The organism is uncultured Rikenella sp. (assembly GCF_910579375.1).
In the GTDB taxonomy this organism is placed as follows: domain Bacteria; phylum Bacteroidota; class Bacteroidia; order Bacteroidales; family Rikenellaceae; genus Rikenella.
Genome location: NZ_CAJTUJ010000016.1, coordinates 16,106 through 29,859, shown reverse-complemented (window position 1 = coordinate 29,859; position 13,754 = coordinate 16,106). Strand labels below are relative to the sequence as shown.

Annotated in this window: 13 protein-coding genes; 5 read left to right on the top strand and 8 right to left on the bottom strand. The window is 58.1% G+C overall.

All coding sequences use genetic code 11. From position 1 onward, the window contains the following. The first annotated feature begins 971 nt into the window (after positions 1-971). Positions 972-2,168 carry a 5'-nucleotidase gene (locus QZ302_RS03050; RefSeq protein ID WP_294592346.1) on the top strand — a complete coding sequence of 399 codons (1,197 nt, stop codon included), beginning with the start codon at positions 972-974 and terminating at the stop codon, positions 2,166-2,168. 55 nt (positions 2,169-2,223) lie between these two features. After that, complete coding sequence (locus QZ302_RS03045; RefSeq protein WP_294592343.1) at positions 2,224-3,897, top strand: nucleoside kinase; 1,674 nt, start codon at positions 2,224-2,226, stop codon at positions 3,895-3,897. Between the two features lie 143 nt (positions 3,898-4,040). Here the strand turns inward: QZ302_RS03045 and QZ302_RS03040 are convergent, their stop codons facing one another. From QZ302_RS03040 to QZ302_RS03030, 3 genes are all read right to left on the bottom strand, one after another. Next, positions 4,041-5,033: an SEL1-like repeat protein gene (locus tag QZ302_RS03040; RefSeq protein ID WP_294592340.1), complete on the bottom strand. Its 993-nt coding sequence runs from the start codon at positions 5,031-5,033 to the stop codon at positions 4,041-4,043. Between the two features lie 21 nt (positions 5,034-5,054). Next, positions 5,055-5,642 (bottom strand): hypothetical protein, encoded by a 588-nt coding sequence (locus tag QZ302_RS03035; RefSeq protein ID WP_294592338.1) that lies wholly within the window; start codon positions 5,640-5,642, stop codon positions 5,055-5,057. A 108-nt stretch (positions 5,643-5,750) separates the two neighbouring features. Next, a complete protein-coding gene (locus QZ302_RS03030) occupies positions 5,751-6,317 on the bottom strand; it encodes a 30S ribosomal protein S16 (protein WP_294592335.1) in 567 nt (188 codons plus the stop codon). A gap of 182 nt (positions 6,318-6,499) precedes the next feature. Between QZ302_RS03030 and coaD the strand changes: the two genes are divergently transcribed. Next, positions 6,500-6,970 (top strand): pantetheine-phosphate adenylyltransferase, encoded by a 471-nt coding sequence (gene coaD, locus QZ302_RS03025; RefSeq protein WP_294592332.1) that lies wholly within the window; start codon positions 6,500-6,502, stop codon positions 6,968-6,970. Positions 6,971-7,698: 728 nt separating this feature from the next. Here coaD and QZ302_RS03020 read toward each other — a convergent pair. From QZ302_RS03020 to QZ302_RS03005, 4 genes are all read right to left on the bottom strand, one after another. Next, positions 7,699-8,376: a DUF2461 domain-containing protein gene (locus QZ302_RS03020; RefSeq protein WP_294592330.1), complete on the bottom strand. Its 678-nt coding sequence runs from the start codon at positions 8,374-8,376 to the stop codon at positions 7,699-7,701. Further along, positions 8,373-8,717, bottom strand: a complete 345-nt coding sequence (locus QZ302_RS03015) for a DUF4491 family protein (protein ID WP_294592327.1) — start codon at positions 8,715-8,717, stop codon at positions 8,373-8,375. The genes QZ302_RS03020 and QZ302_RS03015 overlap by 4 nt, the downstream gene beginning before the upstream one ends. 90 nt (positions 8,718-8,807) lie before the next feature. Further along, positions 8,808-10,283: a catalase gene (locus tag QZ302_RS03010; RefSeq protein WP_294592324.1), complete on the bottom strand. Its 1,476-nt coding sequence runs from the start codon at positions 10,281-10,283 to the stop codon at positions 8,808-8,810. Between the two features lie 176 nt (positions 10,284-10,459). Further along, positions 10,460-10,624 (bottom strand): hypothetical protein, encoded by a 165-nt coding sequence (locus tag QZ302_RS03005; RefSeq protein ID WP_294592322.1) that lies wholly within the window; start codon positions 10,622-10,624, stop codon positions 10,460-10,462. A 70-nt stretch (positions 10,625-10,694) separates the two neighbouring features. On the opposite strand from QZ302_RS03005, the gene QZ302_RS03000 reads away from it, so the two are divergent. Both QZ302_RS03000 and QZ302_RS02995 read left to right on the top strand, forming a co-directional pair. After that, positions 10,695-11,474 (top strand): endonuclease/exonuclease/phosphatase family protein, encoded by a 780-nt coding sequence (locus QZ302_RS03000; protein ID WP_294592320.1) that lies wholly within the window; start codon positions 10,695-10,697, stop codon positions 11,472-11,474. A gap of 36 nt (positions 11,475-11,510) precedes the next feature. Further along, positions 11,511-12,842: a YihY/virulence factor BrkB family protein gene (locus QZ302_RS02995; protein WP_294592318.1), complete on the top strand. Its 1,332-nt coding sequence runs from the start codon at positions 11,511-11,513 to the stop codon at positions 12,840-12,842. Between the two features lie 20 nt (positions 12,843-12,862). Here the strand turns inward: QZ302_RS02995 and QZ302_RS02990 are convergent, their stop codons facing one another. After that, entirely contained in the window at positions 12,863-13,549 is a 687-nt protein-coding gene (locus QZ302_RS02990; RefSeq protein ID WP_294592316.1) for an ATP-binding cassette domain-containing protein, read from the bottom strand. Positions 13,550-13,754: the final 205 nt, after the last annotated feature.

The window sequence follows — 13,754 nt, the reverse complement described above, 5'->3', positions numbered from 1 at the left end:
TTGCTCGCGCGCCACGCCTAAAGAAGCGATTCTGCTATTTCGGCGGTAGCCGAATGTAGATGAATCGCGCAAGGCGCGCGAAAAGGCGGCGGAGCGACAGCGGAGCCGCAGTGAGGCGGACACGGGGCAGTGCTTTGGGCCGTGGGTTGGGCTGTGCTTTTGCGACTCGTAGAGTCGCGCGGGCCGAAGCCTCCCCCAGCGGAGGCCCGCAACTGACGTTGCAGTAGGCCCCGCAGGTTTCGACCCGCTCGGGCGACAAGGCTGAACTTGACAGAAAAGGCGTTGCTCTTGACTCGCAGAGTCGCGCAGTTCGCCGCACCCTGCGCGGCGGATTGCAACTCGACGGAGCTCGTTGCGCCCCGCAGCAAAGTCAGAATAGAAAATGACATATATTCAGGGTTCTAAGTCCCCAATCGGTTCCGGCGAAAGCACTCCTTCCCGTTTATTCCGAGAGGCACCGTAACGGAAAACCGTGGGCGCGGTTGCCCGCATTGCTGGGGAGGAGGAGCTCCGCGGTTAAGTGCAAGAACACACCGTTGAGCCTGCTGACAGCGGACGACCAACCGTATCCGGCATCGCCGACATAGAGCAGCGTGCCCAATGGGTTACTGCGGTAGCCCGGGGCGGTGCCGCTCGGCACTCGAACCGGCTTTTCTCTGCCCCAATGGCCGCCTCTATCTCGAACAATCGGTCGCCTCGGCTTCAAGTTAGGGTACCCGGCCATCTTTCAAGTGCCTCTCGTTCCTGTTTATTCCGAGAGGCAACGCAACGGAAAACCGTAGGCACGGCAGTCCGAAGTGCTGGAACGAAGCCACATCACACTGAAATTCACGTTCATGCCCTTCGTGTGGCTGACCGTCGAAGCCCAACTGATCCCATTGCTGCCGACGACCCCCAGTGCCCCGTTACTCCTTTCGCGACAGCCCGGGGCGGGACATCGCCCAATCTGAACCAACACGCAGAAACGAAAGATGCGTAGAATAGTTATCACTCTGTTTTTCAGTCTACTGGGCACTCTCGCCTCCGCTCAGTCACACCAGCGGCTCGTTGTGACCGCCGGTGATGCCGCCACGATGGATTTCGACCCTATCACCGGCAGACATCGGGCCGGCTCGTTGATCGCCGTCGCCCGATTTGTCGAGACGTGGCGGGCAGAACTCGGAGAGACGGCCGTTTTCGCCGTAGACATTCCTCGGCGGAAGATGCCGCTCGGCGATGCGATTTATACGAGTCAGATCGACAGTACTTTACGGCAGAGGTTAATGCGTGCAGCCGGTTATGCGAGTGAGGCAGAGCAGGATTTCGTGATGGCCCTTTTCGGAGTGACCCCGACCGCTGTGGATTCGCTCGGTGAACACGAGTGGCTCGTTGTCGATCGGTATGAAATCGAAGGGCAGACGGCAGTGCGTGTCAGACGGTACGATTTTTCGGAAATTCGGCCCTCCAAAACGTTGAAAGCGCGTTTTGCAATCGATGAGAAACAGATGCGGCGGCTCTTTCTGGAGCCCGTGGCGACGCTCGACACCGCGATCACCACACGGGACGGATTTTTCGGGCCATCCGCCTTCGCCGACCTCTTTCACCGCTTTCATCAGGCCATGGCGCCCGGAGCCGACCTCTCGTTTTTTGCGCCGCCCGTGATGGATGCCACCCTGGCCGCCGGTGACTTGTCGTTGAGCGACGTTTTGCCCCTCTTTCGGTTCGACAACCGACTTGTGACCGTTCGGGTGCCCGGATGCAGGCTCAACGAGTGGATCGAAAAGATCTTCGGGATGCGCTTTTTTCGGATTTCCGGGCCTCAATCCGATCTGGTCCGGTTGCGAGTGCCCTATTATCTGCACGACGATGTCGCCGGGCTTCGGTTCCGGGTCGACCTGACCGCCCGGGCCGGACACCGCGTGACGATCTACGAGACCGAACGCGGCGAACCGTTTGACCCCGCTCGTACTTATACCCTCGTGCTCAACTCCTTTCGGGCTCGGGAACTTCAGAACGAAGGGTGGCCCGTGACCGTGGTGGCCGAAGATTACCGAGTTGCCTTGGCCTCCTGGCTGACTGCGCAGGAGACCTTGTCGCCCCGGGTACGCGACAACTGGTCGGCCGGCCCGGAACGATGGGTGCGGGCCATCGCAGCTCGCGAACGTCAGACGATTTTTCTTGCGCAGTAGCCGAAAAAGAAAAATTCCGTATCTTTAGGAATACTTTTTGTAGCCTGTTGCAATCATGATGACACGACCCATACAGATTTACTGCGAGAACAACGATACGACTCTTTATGTCGAAGAGGGCTCCACGCTGGAGCAGGCCTTGGAGATGCTGGCCCTGCGCACCGAGTCGCCCGTAATCGCCTGCTTTGCCGACAACCGGATGAAAGAGCTCAACACCCGGCTCTATTCGCCGAAAAGCCTGCGCTTTGTCGAGATGGTTTCGTCCGACGGCATGCGGGTTTATGCCCGTTCCCTCTTTTTCCTGCTGCACAAAGCCGTTTCCGACCTCTATCCGAAAGCCCGGCTGCGCGTGCTTTATACGGCCGCCCGGGGGTATTATTGCGAGATCGAGGGAGCCGGTTCCATCGGCGCCGAGCAGGTCGAAGAGATCAAGAAGCGGATGCGGACCCTCGTGGAGCTCAACCTGCCGATCGTGCGCGAAAAGCTGCTCTTTTCCGACGTCGAGAAACTTTATCGCGGCTGCGGGTTCGAGGACAAAGTCGCCTTGCTCGGGACATGGCCCCAGTGCTTCGTGACGGTCTATAACCTCGGCGGACTGCCCGGCTATTTCTACGGCGCGATGGCCGTTTCGACCGGCGTGCTGACCGTCTTCGACCTGCACGTATTCGGCGGCGGCTTCGTGTTGCAGATGCCTCGGCGCGACGACTGGACGAAAGTCGAACCGATGCGGCTCGAACCGAAACTCTTCTCCGTCTTTCAGCAAAATCAGGAGTGGTCTGATATTCTGCGTATTGCGGATGTCGGCTCGCTCAATTCGCGCGTGCTGGCCGGCGAGGCCGGCGAACTCATCAAAGTCGGCGAGGCGTTGCAGGAGAAGACCCTGGCCCGAATTGCCGACGTCATTGCCGAACGTCACCGGAAAAGTGGTCTTAAGATCGTTCTGGTGGCCGGCCCGTCATCGAGCGGTAAGACAACGCTGGCCAAGAGGCTCTCCATTCAGTTGCGGGTGCTGGGACTCGAACCGCAGACCATCTCGATGGACAACTACTTCGTCGATCGCGAGCATACCCCGCGGGACGAGAACGGCGATTACGATTTCGAATCGCTCGGCGCGGTCGATGTCGAGGCCTTTAATTCCGATTTGAACCGCCTTTTCGCAGGCGAACAGGTCGAGATGCCCAAATTCCGTTTTACGGACGGCAAGCGGTACTACGACGGAACGACCTTGCAGCTCAACGAGCGGAGCATCGTGATCGTCGAGGGGATTCACGGTCTGAATCCGGCCCTGACGCCCCATATCGAAGAGCACCTCAAGTACAAGATTTACGCCTCGGCGCTGACAACCCTTTCGTTGGACGACATGACCGTGATTTCGACGACCGATAATCGGCTGTTGCGGCGGATCGTGCGGGACAGCAAGTACCGGGGGCGTTCGGCTTACGATACGATCCGGGGGTGGGGGAGTGTTCGGCGGGGCGAGGACAAGTACATTTTCCCGTTCCAGGAGCAGGCCGACGTGATGGTGAATACCTCCCTGTTTTTCGAGATATCGATCCTGAAGAGGTACGCCCAACCACTGTTAGGGCGCGTTCCGGCCAATACGCCGGAGTTCGCGGAAGCATTGCGGCTGTCGCGGTTTTTGGACTATTTCGTCGAGATACCGGATCGGGAATTGCCTCCGACCTCGATTTTGCGCGAGTTTTTGGGTGGCAGCAGTTTCAGCTATTAGGCGCGCGGACAAGAATTGGGCCGAATTGAAAAGTGGAAATGCGTAAGCATTTCCACTTTATGGGGCATGGCCCGTGCGACCGGGTATCGGACGGAAAACCGTCGGCCGGAATTTTATCGATTCTCCGTCCGGGATACTGTGTCTCAGCGTAGTTCGGTCAATCTGGCTTCGGCTTCCCGAAACCCTTGTTCGGCGGCATGGCGATACCACTCCACAGCTTTGGCGCGGTTCTGTTCGATGCCTTCGCCGAATTCATAGCACCATCCCAAGTTGTATTGTGCTTCGACGTGACCTTGCTCTGCTGCCAATCGGTACCATTCTGCGGCGTCTTTATCATTTGGTTTGACCCCTCTGCCGTGTTTATAGCAGAGCCCGAGGTTATATTGCGCATCGGCATCTCCTTGTTCCGCCGCGAGGCGGTACCACTTCACAGCTTCGGCATCGTCCGGATGGATACCGAAACCGAAATAGTAGCAGTTGCCGAGGTTGCATTGTGCTTCGAGGTATCCTTGTTCCGCAGCGAGACGGAACCATTCGCACGCTTCCGCAGCGTCTGATTTTACGCCTTCTCCGTTCATATAGCAGAGACCGAGTCTGAACTGCGCATCCGCATCTCCCTGTTCGGCTGCCAGTCGGTACCATTTCGCTGCTTGCCGGTAGCTCTGTCTGACGCCCCGTCCATTTTTATAGCAAATACCGAGGTTGTATTGCGCATCGGCATATCCTTGTCCGGCTGCTTTGCGATACCATTTCACAGCTTCCTTGTAATCCAGTTCGACCCCCACCTCGTTCGCATAACATACTCCGAGGTTGTATTGCGCGTCAGGCAGTCCCTGTTCGGCTGCGAGGCGAAACCACTCCGCTGCTTTCGTGTAGTCCTGTTCGACCCCCAGTCCGTCCTTATAACAGTCCCCGAGGTTGAATCGAGCCTCGATATGACCTTGTTCCGCAGCGAGACGGTACCATTTGGCCGCTTCGATGTAGTTCTGTTCCATGCCCCATCCGTGGTCATAGCAGACTCCGAGCTTGAATTGCGCTCCGGCGTCGCCGGCCTCGGCGAGTTGTACGAGCTCTTGTCGTGCCTGCGCATCGCCCTCTTGGAGACGATGGTGCCCTATTTCAGATCTATTTTCCATGATTCAGGATTGTGTTTGGTATCACAGTTCGAACAGCCCCTCCGGCAGATCACCCGCCAATCGCCGCTTCTTGACGCTCGTGACTTCGATCACCCCCGCCGGAACCAACACCTCCTGCCCTTCGAAATCGACACCCAGCAGCGGATTGCCCGGATAGTCATAAAATTCCCGTACCATCCCCACCCGTCCCGAACGCTGATCCGTCAATTCATACCCGACCAACACGCTCAAATCCCCCTCTCCGTCATCCGTCCGTTCCGACCGGTCGGCAGCGGTCGGTATCCGATAAAGCGTCTTTCCGATCAACAGGCCCGTCTCCGCCGAGGTTTCGAAATCATCGAATACGATTACGCCTCGCCCTCCGCCCTGTCGCTCGAACGAAGCGACATAAAGCGGCACGGCCAGTGAATCAACCACCGTCCACAGCGGTTCGCCCCCGACCGGATCGTCCGGAAAACCGTCATAGAGCGATACGAGCAAAGTTCCGCCTCCGTCAGCCGCATTTCCGTACTCTTTTTTGATCCGCCCGACCACCCATTCGCCGCGCTGCGCCGCCGCCTCGATCGCCTTGGCGCGGGCTGTGTAACTCGAACTCTCCTCTTTTTTCATATTCGATTGATTTCGCATTTTGCCAGAAAAAGGAAACCTCGCTCCGGTATGAAGCGAGGTTTTCCATAGGGTTGTTTTGCACGGAACAAAAGTGCTCCCGGAGAAAAATTATTCCGCAGCAGCCTCTTCAGCCGCAACGACAACTTCTTCCGCAGTTTCGGCAACCGCCTCGGCAGCCTCTTCCGTAGCTTCAGCCGCCTTCGCCGCCGCAGCAGCTTCGGCCAACTTAGCCGCCAAAGCCGCAGCCTTAGCCTCTTTCACCTTCGTTTCAGCTTCCAGACGTTCCTTTGCAGTCTTCGCCTTAGCCGCATCCAGAGCAGCTTTGGTCGATGCCGTCTTGGCCTCTTTTTCAGCTTTCCATTTCGCGAACTTCTGTTCAGCCACCTCTTCGGTGAAAGCGCCTTTCCGCACCCCGCCGTTCAGGTGATGACGATACATTACCCCCTCTTTCGAAAGGATCGACCGAGCGGTATCTGTCGGCTGTGCCCCGACACCGACCCACCGCACAGCGCTCTCGAAGTTGAGCACCACGGTAGCCGGATTGGTATTCGGATTGTAAGTCCCTAATTTTTCGATAAAACGCCCGTCGCGCGGCGCACGGCTGTCTGCCACCACGATGTGATAAAAAGCATACCCTTTTTTCCCGTGACGCGACAGTCTGATTTTGGTTGACATGTTTTGATAAATTTGTTGATTGTCAATCCCTTGCCTGCCCACAGCGTTCTTGAAAAACGAACCGCGAAGAGCGAATCTTCCCCGTTCCCTGGTTTGTGCAAAACCGCCGCTGTTTCGGACAAGTGGCGCAAAGGTATGAAAAATGTTTATCTTTACCTAAAAGTTTGCAGCATTTCACGGGTATGGAGAAAAAAGCCATCTTCGCCGGGTCGTTCGACCCGTTTACGGCGGGTCATGAGAATATCGTACGGCGGGCGCTCGCGCTGTTCGACGAGGTTGTCGTGGGGGTGGGCTACAACATCAAGAAAAAGGGACTCCTGACGATGGAGAATCGCGTCCGGCTGATTCGCGATGTGTTTCGCGACGAGCCGCGGGTACGGGTGGAGACCTACGACGGACTGACGGCCGATTTCTGTCATCGGCAGGGAATCCGCATCTTGCTGCGGGGATTGCGGTCGGTGGACGACTTCGAAAGCGACCGCACGATCGACGCCATCAACAAACGGCTGGATCCGCGGATCGAGACCTTTTACCTGCTGACGGATCCGTATCTGGGGGCTATTTCGTCGGCGGTAGTCAAGGAGTTGTATGTCCACAAAGCTGACCTCGAACGATTTATGCCGACGGGCATCGACCTCGAAAAATACTTGTAATCTATTTCTTCCGCAGTACCCTGTTCCGCCCCGGGCAACCGCGAAAGTAACAACGGCGGAGTGGCGGTCGTCGGCAGTCAGGGCTACAACTGGTCGTCTACAATTAGCAACACGAACGGCATGCTTTTGGAATTTCGTGCGCAATTCCTCATCACGAGTTACGCGATCTATCGCGCCTTCGGTTTTCCGTTGCGTTGCCTCTCGGAATAAACAGGGGCGCCCGGGCTTCCGCGAAAGAGCCGATGGCACATCGAACAACATCGGAGGAAACGGACACGTTTGGACATCTACAACCAACCAATCTTTCGGCGGATACCTGCACATCTACCTGACAGAACTTTATTCCGCAAACACTGCATACCGTGCCTACGGTTTTCAGTTGCGTTGCCTCTCGGAATAAACAGGGTGCCACTCGGCATGCGAACCGGGCAGTCGGGGTTTCAATTTAGGGTAGAGGCTGCCTGTTTTGGGATAAAGGCGGATTAGGGCAGAGGCTGTCAGTAGAACGCCCTGTGGGCGCGTTTATTCCGAGAGGCAGCGCAACTGAAAACCGTAGCCACGATTGTTCGCACTGCTGGGATTGAGGCTCGTTGTGAAAAATCCCACATGTGTACCGAGCGTGCCGCGCACCATCGGAGACCAATCGTAACCGCCGTCGCCGACACGGCCAAATATGCCCGAGGCATACAGGCGGTAGCCCGGGGCGGGCGCCGCAGGGAATCGGGCGTTTACGGTCGGACAATGCGGTTCAGGAAATCGTTCAGCGGCTTCATCAGCCGGAACAACCGCAACGCCTCCGGAATGTACTCCGGACTCGTCACCAGATCGTCCGGCAGGTGCACCCAGACATAGAAGTGGTTCAACTTCAGGTACTCCGCCGCCGGCGAGTCCGCCCGGAACCCCCGCGGGACACGCTTCAAAACCTTGTCCTCCCGACACAGATCGCCGATCTCCCTCCGGAACTCCGGCGCATGGACAATTCCGCTGAACTCCTCCCAATTCGTGTCGATCGCCTCCCGAATCGCCTTTAGCGAACCCGATTTCTCCTCCGGCATGTACAACCCGCACGAAACTACCGACATGCCGCCCGGCTCGACGTGCATGTAGTAGCCCGACAACGGACTGTGCCGCTCCCCGTCCGCGTTGAGCACCACCCCGAAATGGGTCTTGTACGGCCGCTTGTCCGCCGAAAAGCGCAGGTTGCGGTTGATCCGGTAAATCAGCTTCCGGACATCCGGATACCCCAGCGACGGGTCGAACAGATTGATTCCCTCGACCATCCGTTCCGCATTCTCCAACACGTTTTCGCGCGCCGCCTCATAACGGGCCCGATGCTCGTGGAACCACTCCTTGTAGTTGTTGCGCCGCAGATCGTCCAAAAATTCCAGTGTCGTCCGTTCGATCATAACTGTTTCGATTTTCGTTCGCGAATCCGTTCATAATGGGCCGCCCGCCGCGGATTCGTCGGGAACCACCCCTTGACGACCCGTTCCTCCTGTTCGAAAACCTCCTTGATCGTCCAGAACGACGAAAAGGCGAATACCCCCAACAGCGTCGAAACGAGGACATTGTCCGTGAGCAGCGACCCCGCCGTTCCCCCGATGCCCAATACCAGGAAAATCCACCAGCACCGCGTTCCCCAGTAATATTCCGCCCGGATCACCACCGGATGGAACAACCCGATAATCAAAAAGGTACAGATGCCGATCACCAGTCCCAGCAGCCGATAGTCTTGTAAAAAATCCATCACGATACGATCGTATTTTATGTTCGGTAAAGATAAGAAAATGCCGCGGAACGTGAAAGTTCCGCGGCCTGTCGAAGCCCCTCCGGTTCGTTAGCGATCTCCCGCCAACGCCTCCTTCAGGTCGATGCCCAGTGCGTCGGCAATGCCCTGACCGTAAGCCGGATCGGCCTTGTAGCAGTTCCGCACGTGCCGCTGTTTGATGAACAGCTCGGTCTCATCTCCCATGTGTCGCGCTGTGTTTTCGAACAGCACCTGCTGCTGGGCCGGCGTCATCAGGCGGAACAGGTTGCCCGGCTGGGTGTAGTAATCGTCGTCGTACTCCCGTTCGTCATAGTTGTAGATGTCGCCCGTCCACGAGAGCGGCGGCTCTTTTTTCGCCGGCGTATCGCGCCACTCGCCGTAGCTGTTGGGCTCGTAGCCGATCGTTGAACCGTAGTTGCCGTCCACCCGCATCTTCCCGTCGCGGTGGAAGGCGTGGAACGGACAGCGGGGTTTGTTTACCGGAATCTGTTCGACGTTGACTCCCAGCCGGTAGCGCTGTGCGTCGCCGTAGGAGAAGAGCCGCCCCTGGAGCATCTTGTCGGGCGAGAAGCCGATCCCCTCGACCACGTTCTGCGGGTTGAAAGCCGCCTGTTCCACCTCGGCGAAGTAGTTGTCCGGATTGCGGTTCAGCTCCATCACCCCGACGTCGATCAGCGGAAAGTCGCCGTGGGGCCACACTTTGGTCAGGTCGAACGGGTGGATGTGGTAGTTGCGGGCCTGCTCCTCGGTCATGATCTGGATGCGGAACTTCCACCGCGGGAAGTCGCCCCGTTCGATGGCTTCGTAGAGGTCGCGCTGGTGCGAGTCGCGGTCTTTGGCGATGATGTCGGCCGCCTCCTGGTCAGTCAGGTTTTTGATCCCCTGTAGCGTTTCGAGGTGGAATTTCACCCACGTGCGCCGGTTCTCCTTGTCGTAGAAACTGAACGTGTGGCTGCCGAACCCGTGCATGTGGCGGTACGAGGCCGGTATACCGCGGTCGCTCATCGTGATGGTCACCTGGTGGAGCGCTTCGGGCAGTAGTGTCCAGAAGTCCCAGTTGGCATTGGGGTCTTTGAGGTTCGTCCTCGGGTTTCGCTTGACGACGTGGTTCAGGTCGGGGAACTTCAGCGGGTCGCGCAGAAAGAAGACCGGCGTGTTGTTGCCGACCAGATCCCAGTTACCCTCGTCGGTGTAGAATTTGATAGCGAACCCGCGGATGTCCCGTTCGGCGTCGGCTCCGCCGCGTTCGGCGGCGACGGGCGAGAAGCGGACGAAGCAGGGGGTCTGTTTGCCGACTTCGGCGAAGATCGAGGCGCGTGTATATCGCGTGATGTCGTTCGTGACGGTAAAGGTGCCGTAGGCGCCGGAGCCTTTGGCGTGCATGCGTCGTTCGGGGATGACCTCGCGGTCGAAGTGGGCCATCTTTTCGAGGTACCAGGCGTCCTGCATCGCCATGGGGCCGTACGGGCCGGCGGTCTGGACATTCTGGTTGTCGGCCACGGGTCTGCCGTTGGCGTTCGTGAGGGTGTGTTTGTTCTTTTTCATCGGTTTTGCGATATTTGAATGTTGAAAAATTCGCTCTTGCCGGGAGAAACCGGATATTAATGTGGTGTTGGTGTGTGTGAATAGCATAGATCGTGCCAAATCGGGCAGGGTGGGGGAGAGGCTGCCTTTATTTAGGGTAGAATCGGCCAGTATTCGAGTGCCGAGCGGCACCCTGTTTATTCCGAGAGGCAACGCAACGGAAAACCGTGGGCACGGGCATCTTGCATTTGAGGATTGAGATAGATTACATTGAAATTTAAATCCACCCCGTCGATTCCACTGATCGTCGTGGAAGACCAACTGTACCCGCTGTTGCCGGTATTGCCCGGAGCTCCATCCACATGTCGGCGGTAGCCCGGGGCGGGCGAATGAAGCAGGATAGAAATCTAAAAACAGATAATGATGAGATACATGGGACTTGTATTCTTTTGCCTCCTGGGCGGAGCCCTGCTGACCAAAGCCGTCGCCCGCCGCCCGGCCCGTCCGCTGCGCATCGTGAGCTACAACGTGCGCGGAGGTATGGGGATGGACGGAACGCGTGACTACGCGCGCGCCTCCGCCGTGATTCGCGCCGCGCGGCCCGATATTTGCGCCTTGCAGGAGCTGGACAGCATGACCCGGCGGAACGGCGATACCGATGCCCTGCGGGAGTTCGCCCATCGAACCGGTCTGCACGGCACCTTCGCCCGCGCGATCGCCTATGACGGCGGTGCGTATGGCATCGGGCTCCTCTCGAAGCGGCGCCCGAAGCGGGTCGAACGGCTGCCCCTGCCCGGTCGCGAAGAGGCCAGAACCCTGATTGTAGCCGAATTCTCGGACTACGTCGTGCTGGCGACCCACCTGTCGCTGACTCCGGCCGACCAGCTGAGCTCCGTCGAGCTGATCGACAGCGTGGCCGCTTCGTATCCCGGTCGGGCGGTGTTTTTGGCCGGCGATCTGAACTGTCCGCCCGACTCCGAAGTCTTTCGCGCTCTGCGTCAGCGGTTCGTACCCCTGAACGACACGCGGCTCCCGAGCTGGCCGGCCGACGATCCGCAGGATACGATCGACTATATTTGGGGCTATACCGGTGGTGGAATCTCGTATCGGGTTTGCGACAACGGCGTGATCGACGCGCCCGACCAGTCGGATCACCGTCCCGTTTTTGCCGAGGTGACCTACGGCCCTCGCCAGCCCGACAAGGAGCGATAGCCGCAGAGGCGACACCGAAGAACTATTTCGCAGCGTATGAAAAGATTGTTTCTGAAAATTAAACAGCTCGTCCTCGACACGATTCGTTTCTTCACCTATGATATCTGGCGCATCAGCAGCATCGACGGCTCGGTGAAGCGCGTCGGACTCTACAACCTGTTGAAGAGCTTCATCCTCGCCATTCGGAACATCAGCGCCGCGCAGCTCAATATTCGGGCCGGCGCCCTGACCTACAGCACGCTGCTTTCGATCGTGCCGATTCTGGCCGTGCTGTTCGCCATCGCCCGCGGATTCGGCCTCCAGCACCTTGTCCAGAGCGAACTGGTACGCTACTTTACCGGTCAGGAGGTGATTCTGCAACGGGCCTTCACCTTTATCGACCGTTCGATCGAGTATGCCCAGGGAGGCGTTTTCGTCGGTGTCGGCGTCGTGCTGTTGCTCTACACCGTCTTCAGCCTCTTCAGCAAGATCGAGAGCAACTTCAACGACATTTGGCAGATCAAGCACGGGCGACCGTACGTCCGCCAGTTCACCGACTACCTGGCTCTGTTGGTGGTTGCGCCGGTCTTTCTGATTTGCAATGCCGGCATCTCGCTCCTGCTCGCCACCGCCGCCGGACAGGAGCATATCCTCGGATGGGCGCTGGCGCCGGTCGTGCGGGCGATACCTTATCTGGTGATTATCCTGCTCTTCGTGCTGCTTTATATGTACCTGCCCAACACGAAAGTCCGGTTCGGGAGCGCGTTGTTCGCCGGGTTGTTCACCGGCATCGCGTTCCAGATTTTTCAGGTGCTCTACATCAGCGGCCAGATATGGATTTCGAAGTATAATGCCATTTACGGAAGCTTTGCGGCGCTGCCGTTGCTGCTATTGTGGTTGCAACTCTCCTGGTTCATCTGCCTGTTCGGTGCCGAGCTGGCTTTTGCCCACCAGAATGTCAGCAAGTTCGACTTCGAACAGGAAGCCCGGCATATCAGCCGCCGGTATCGGGATTTTATTCTGTTGGCGGTGATGCGGGTGATTGTGGGGCGTTTTGCGACGGGCGAACGGCCGTATACGGCGGATCAGATTTCGGGACACTATCGGATTCCGACGCGGCTGACGGCCGATACGTTGGAGCTTTTGCTGCGCATCGGTCTGGTGGCGGAGACTCCGGTCGAGGACGATAAGGTGGTTTCGGCCTATATTCCGGCTTCGGACATCCACCGGATGACGGTGGCCGATCTTTTCGAGCGGGTGGATCGTTGCGGTTCGGAGAATTTCCGGGTCGATCTGAAACAGGATTTTTCGCGGGAGTGGGACGAGATCATCCGTCTGCGCGACGCGGTCTCCCGCAGCGGCGAAGGGGTGCTGATCAAGGATTTGTAAAGAGAGAGAGAAGAGTTCCGCTACTCCGCATCCAGTTCCGTGACGTAGCCCTCTTCCAAGAGCCACGTGCGGCCCGGATAACGCTGGAGCATAGCTTGGTTATGGGTCGAAAGGATCACCGTCCGTCCCTCGTCCGTCATGCTGCGGAAAAGCTCCATCACCTCCTCGGTCGAATCCGGGTCGAGGTTGGCCGTGGGCTCGTCGGCCAGCACGATCTGAGGATTGTTGAGCAGCGCCCGGGCAATGGCCGCCCGCTGACGCTCGCCGCCCGAGAGCTGGTTCGGGTAGGCGTGTGCCTGATGGCTCATCGACACCAGTGCCAACACGGTGTCGATCCGGTTATTGATCGCTTCGGCGTTGCGCCAGTCGGTCGCCCGCAGAACGAACTCCAGATTCTGATAAACGGTGCAGTCTTCCAGCAGTGTGGCGTCCTGAAAAACGATCCCCAGCTGTCGCCGCAGGTAGGGCACCTGCCGCCGGGTCAAAGTGTGCAGCGGAAAACCGGCGATCTGTCCGCGTCCGATGCGTAACGGCAGCTCGCCGTACAAGGTCTTCAACAGGCTGCTCTTGCCGCTGCCGACTCGCCCCACGAGGTAGATCAGCTCGCCGGGATAGGCATACAGGTTCACGTCCCGCAATACTTCCCGGCGGGCGTCTTTCTGAAAAATCACGGCGTTCGTGAGCTGTAACGAGGGTTTGTCGGACATCACCATGGCAACCGCAAAGATAAAGCATTCCTCCCGATTTTTATCCGGTACTTTTTTCTTTGTCCCTGCAGGAACCGAACCTTTCTTTCAAGAAAGGTACCCAAAGAACTTTTGCAGAGGTCGTCCCGTTGGGCCGACCACGTGTTCTCTCCGCCTTGTTTCGTTGGGCTGGGATTTTCTTGGTGGGCGCGCTAATAATAAGGCT

Bases quoted from the DNA above. Each gene is read 5' to 3' on its own strand.
- QZ302_RS03050 (WP_294592346.1), top strand. From the start codon at position 972: ATGCGTAGAATAGTTATCACTCTGTTTTTCAGTCTACTGGGCACTCTC.
- QZ302_RS03045 (WP_294592343.1), top strand. From the start codon at position 2,224: ATGATGACACGACCCATACAGATTTACTGCGAGAACAACGATACGACT.
- QZ302_RS03040 (WP_294592340.1), bottom strand. From the start codon at position 5,033: ATGGAAAATAGATCTGAAATAGGGCACCATCGTCTCCAAGAGGGCGAT.
- QZ302_RS03035 (WP_294592338.1), bottom strand. From the start codon at position 5,642: ATGAAAAAAGAGGAGAGTTCGAGTTACACAGCCCGCGCCAAGGCGATC.
- QZ302_RS03030 (WP_294592335.1), bottom strand. From the start codon at position 6,317: ATGTCAACCAAAATCAGACTGTCGCGTCACGGGAAAAAAGGGTATGCT.
- coaD (WP_294592332.1), top strand. From the start codon at position 6,500: ATGGAGAAAAAAGCCATCTTCGCCGGGTCGTTCGACCCGTTTACGGCG.
- QZ302_RS03020 (WP_294592330.1), bottom strand. From the start codon at position 8,376: ATGATCGAACGGACGACACTGGAATTTTTGGACGATCTGCGGCGCAAC.
- QZ302_RS03015 (WP_294592327.1), bottom strand. From the start codon at position 8,717: ATGGATTTTTTACAAGACTATCGGCTGCTGGGACTGGTGATCGGCATC.
- QZ302_RS03010 (WP_294592324.1), bottom strand. From the start codon at position 10,283: ATGAAAAAGAACAAACACACCCTCACGAACGCCAACGGCAGACCCGTG.
- QZ302_RS03000 (WP_294592320.1), top strand. From the start codon at position 10,695: ATGGGACTTGTATTCTTTTGCCTCCTGGGCGGAGCCCTGCTGACCAAA.
- QZ302_RS02995 (WP_294592318.1), top strand. From the start codon at position 11,511: ATGAAAAGATTGTTTCTGAAAATTAAACAGCTCGTCCTCGACACGATT.
- QZ302_RS02990 (WP_294592316.1), bottom strand. From the start codon at position 13,549: ATGTCCGACAAACCCTCGTTACAGCTCACGAACGCCGTGATTTTTCAG.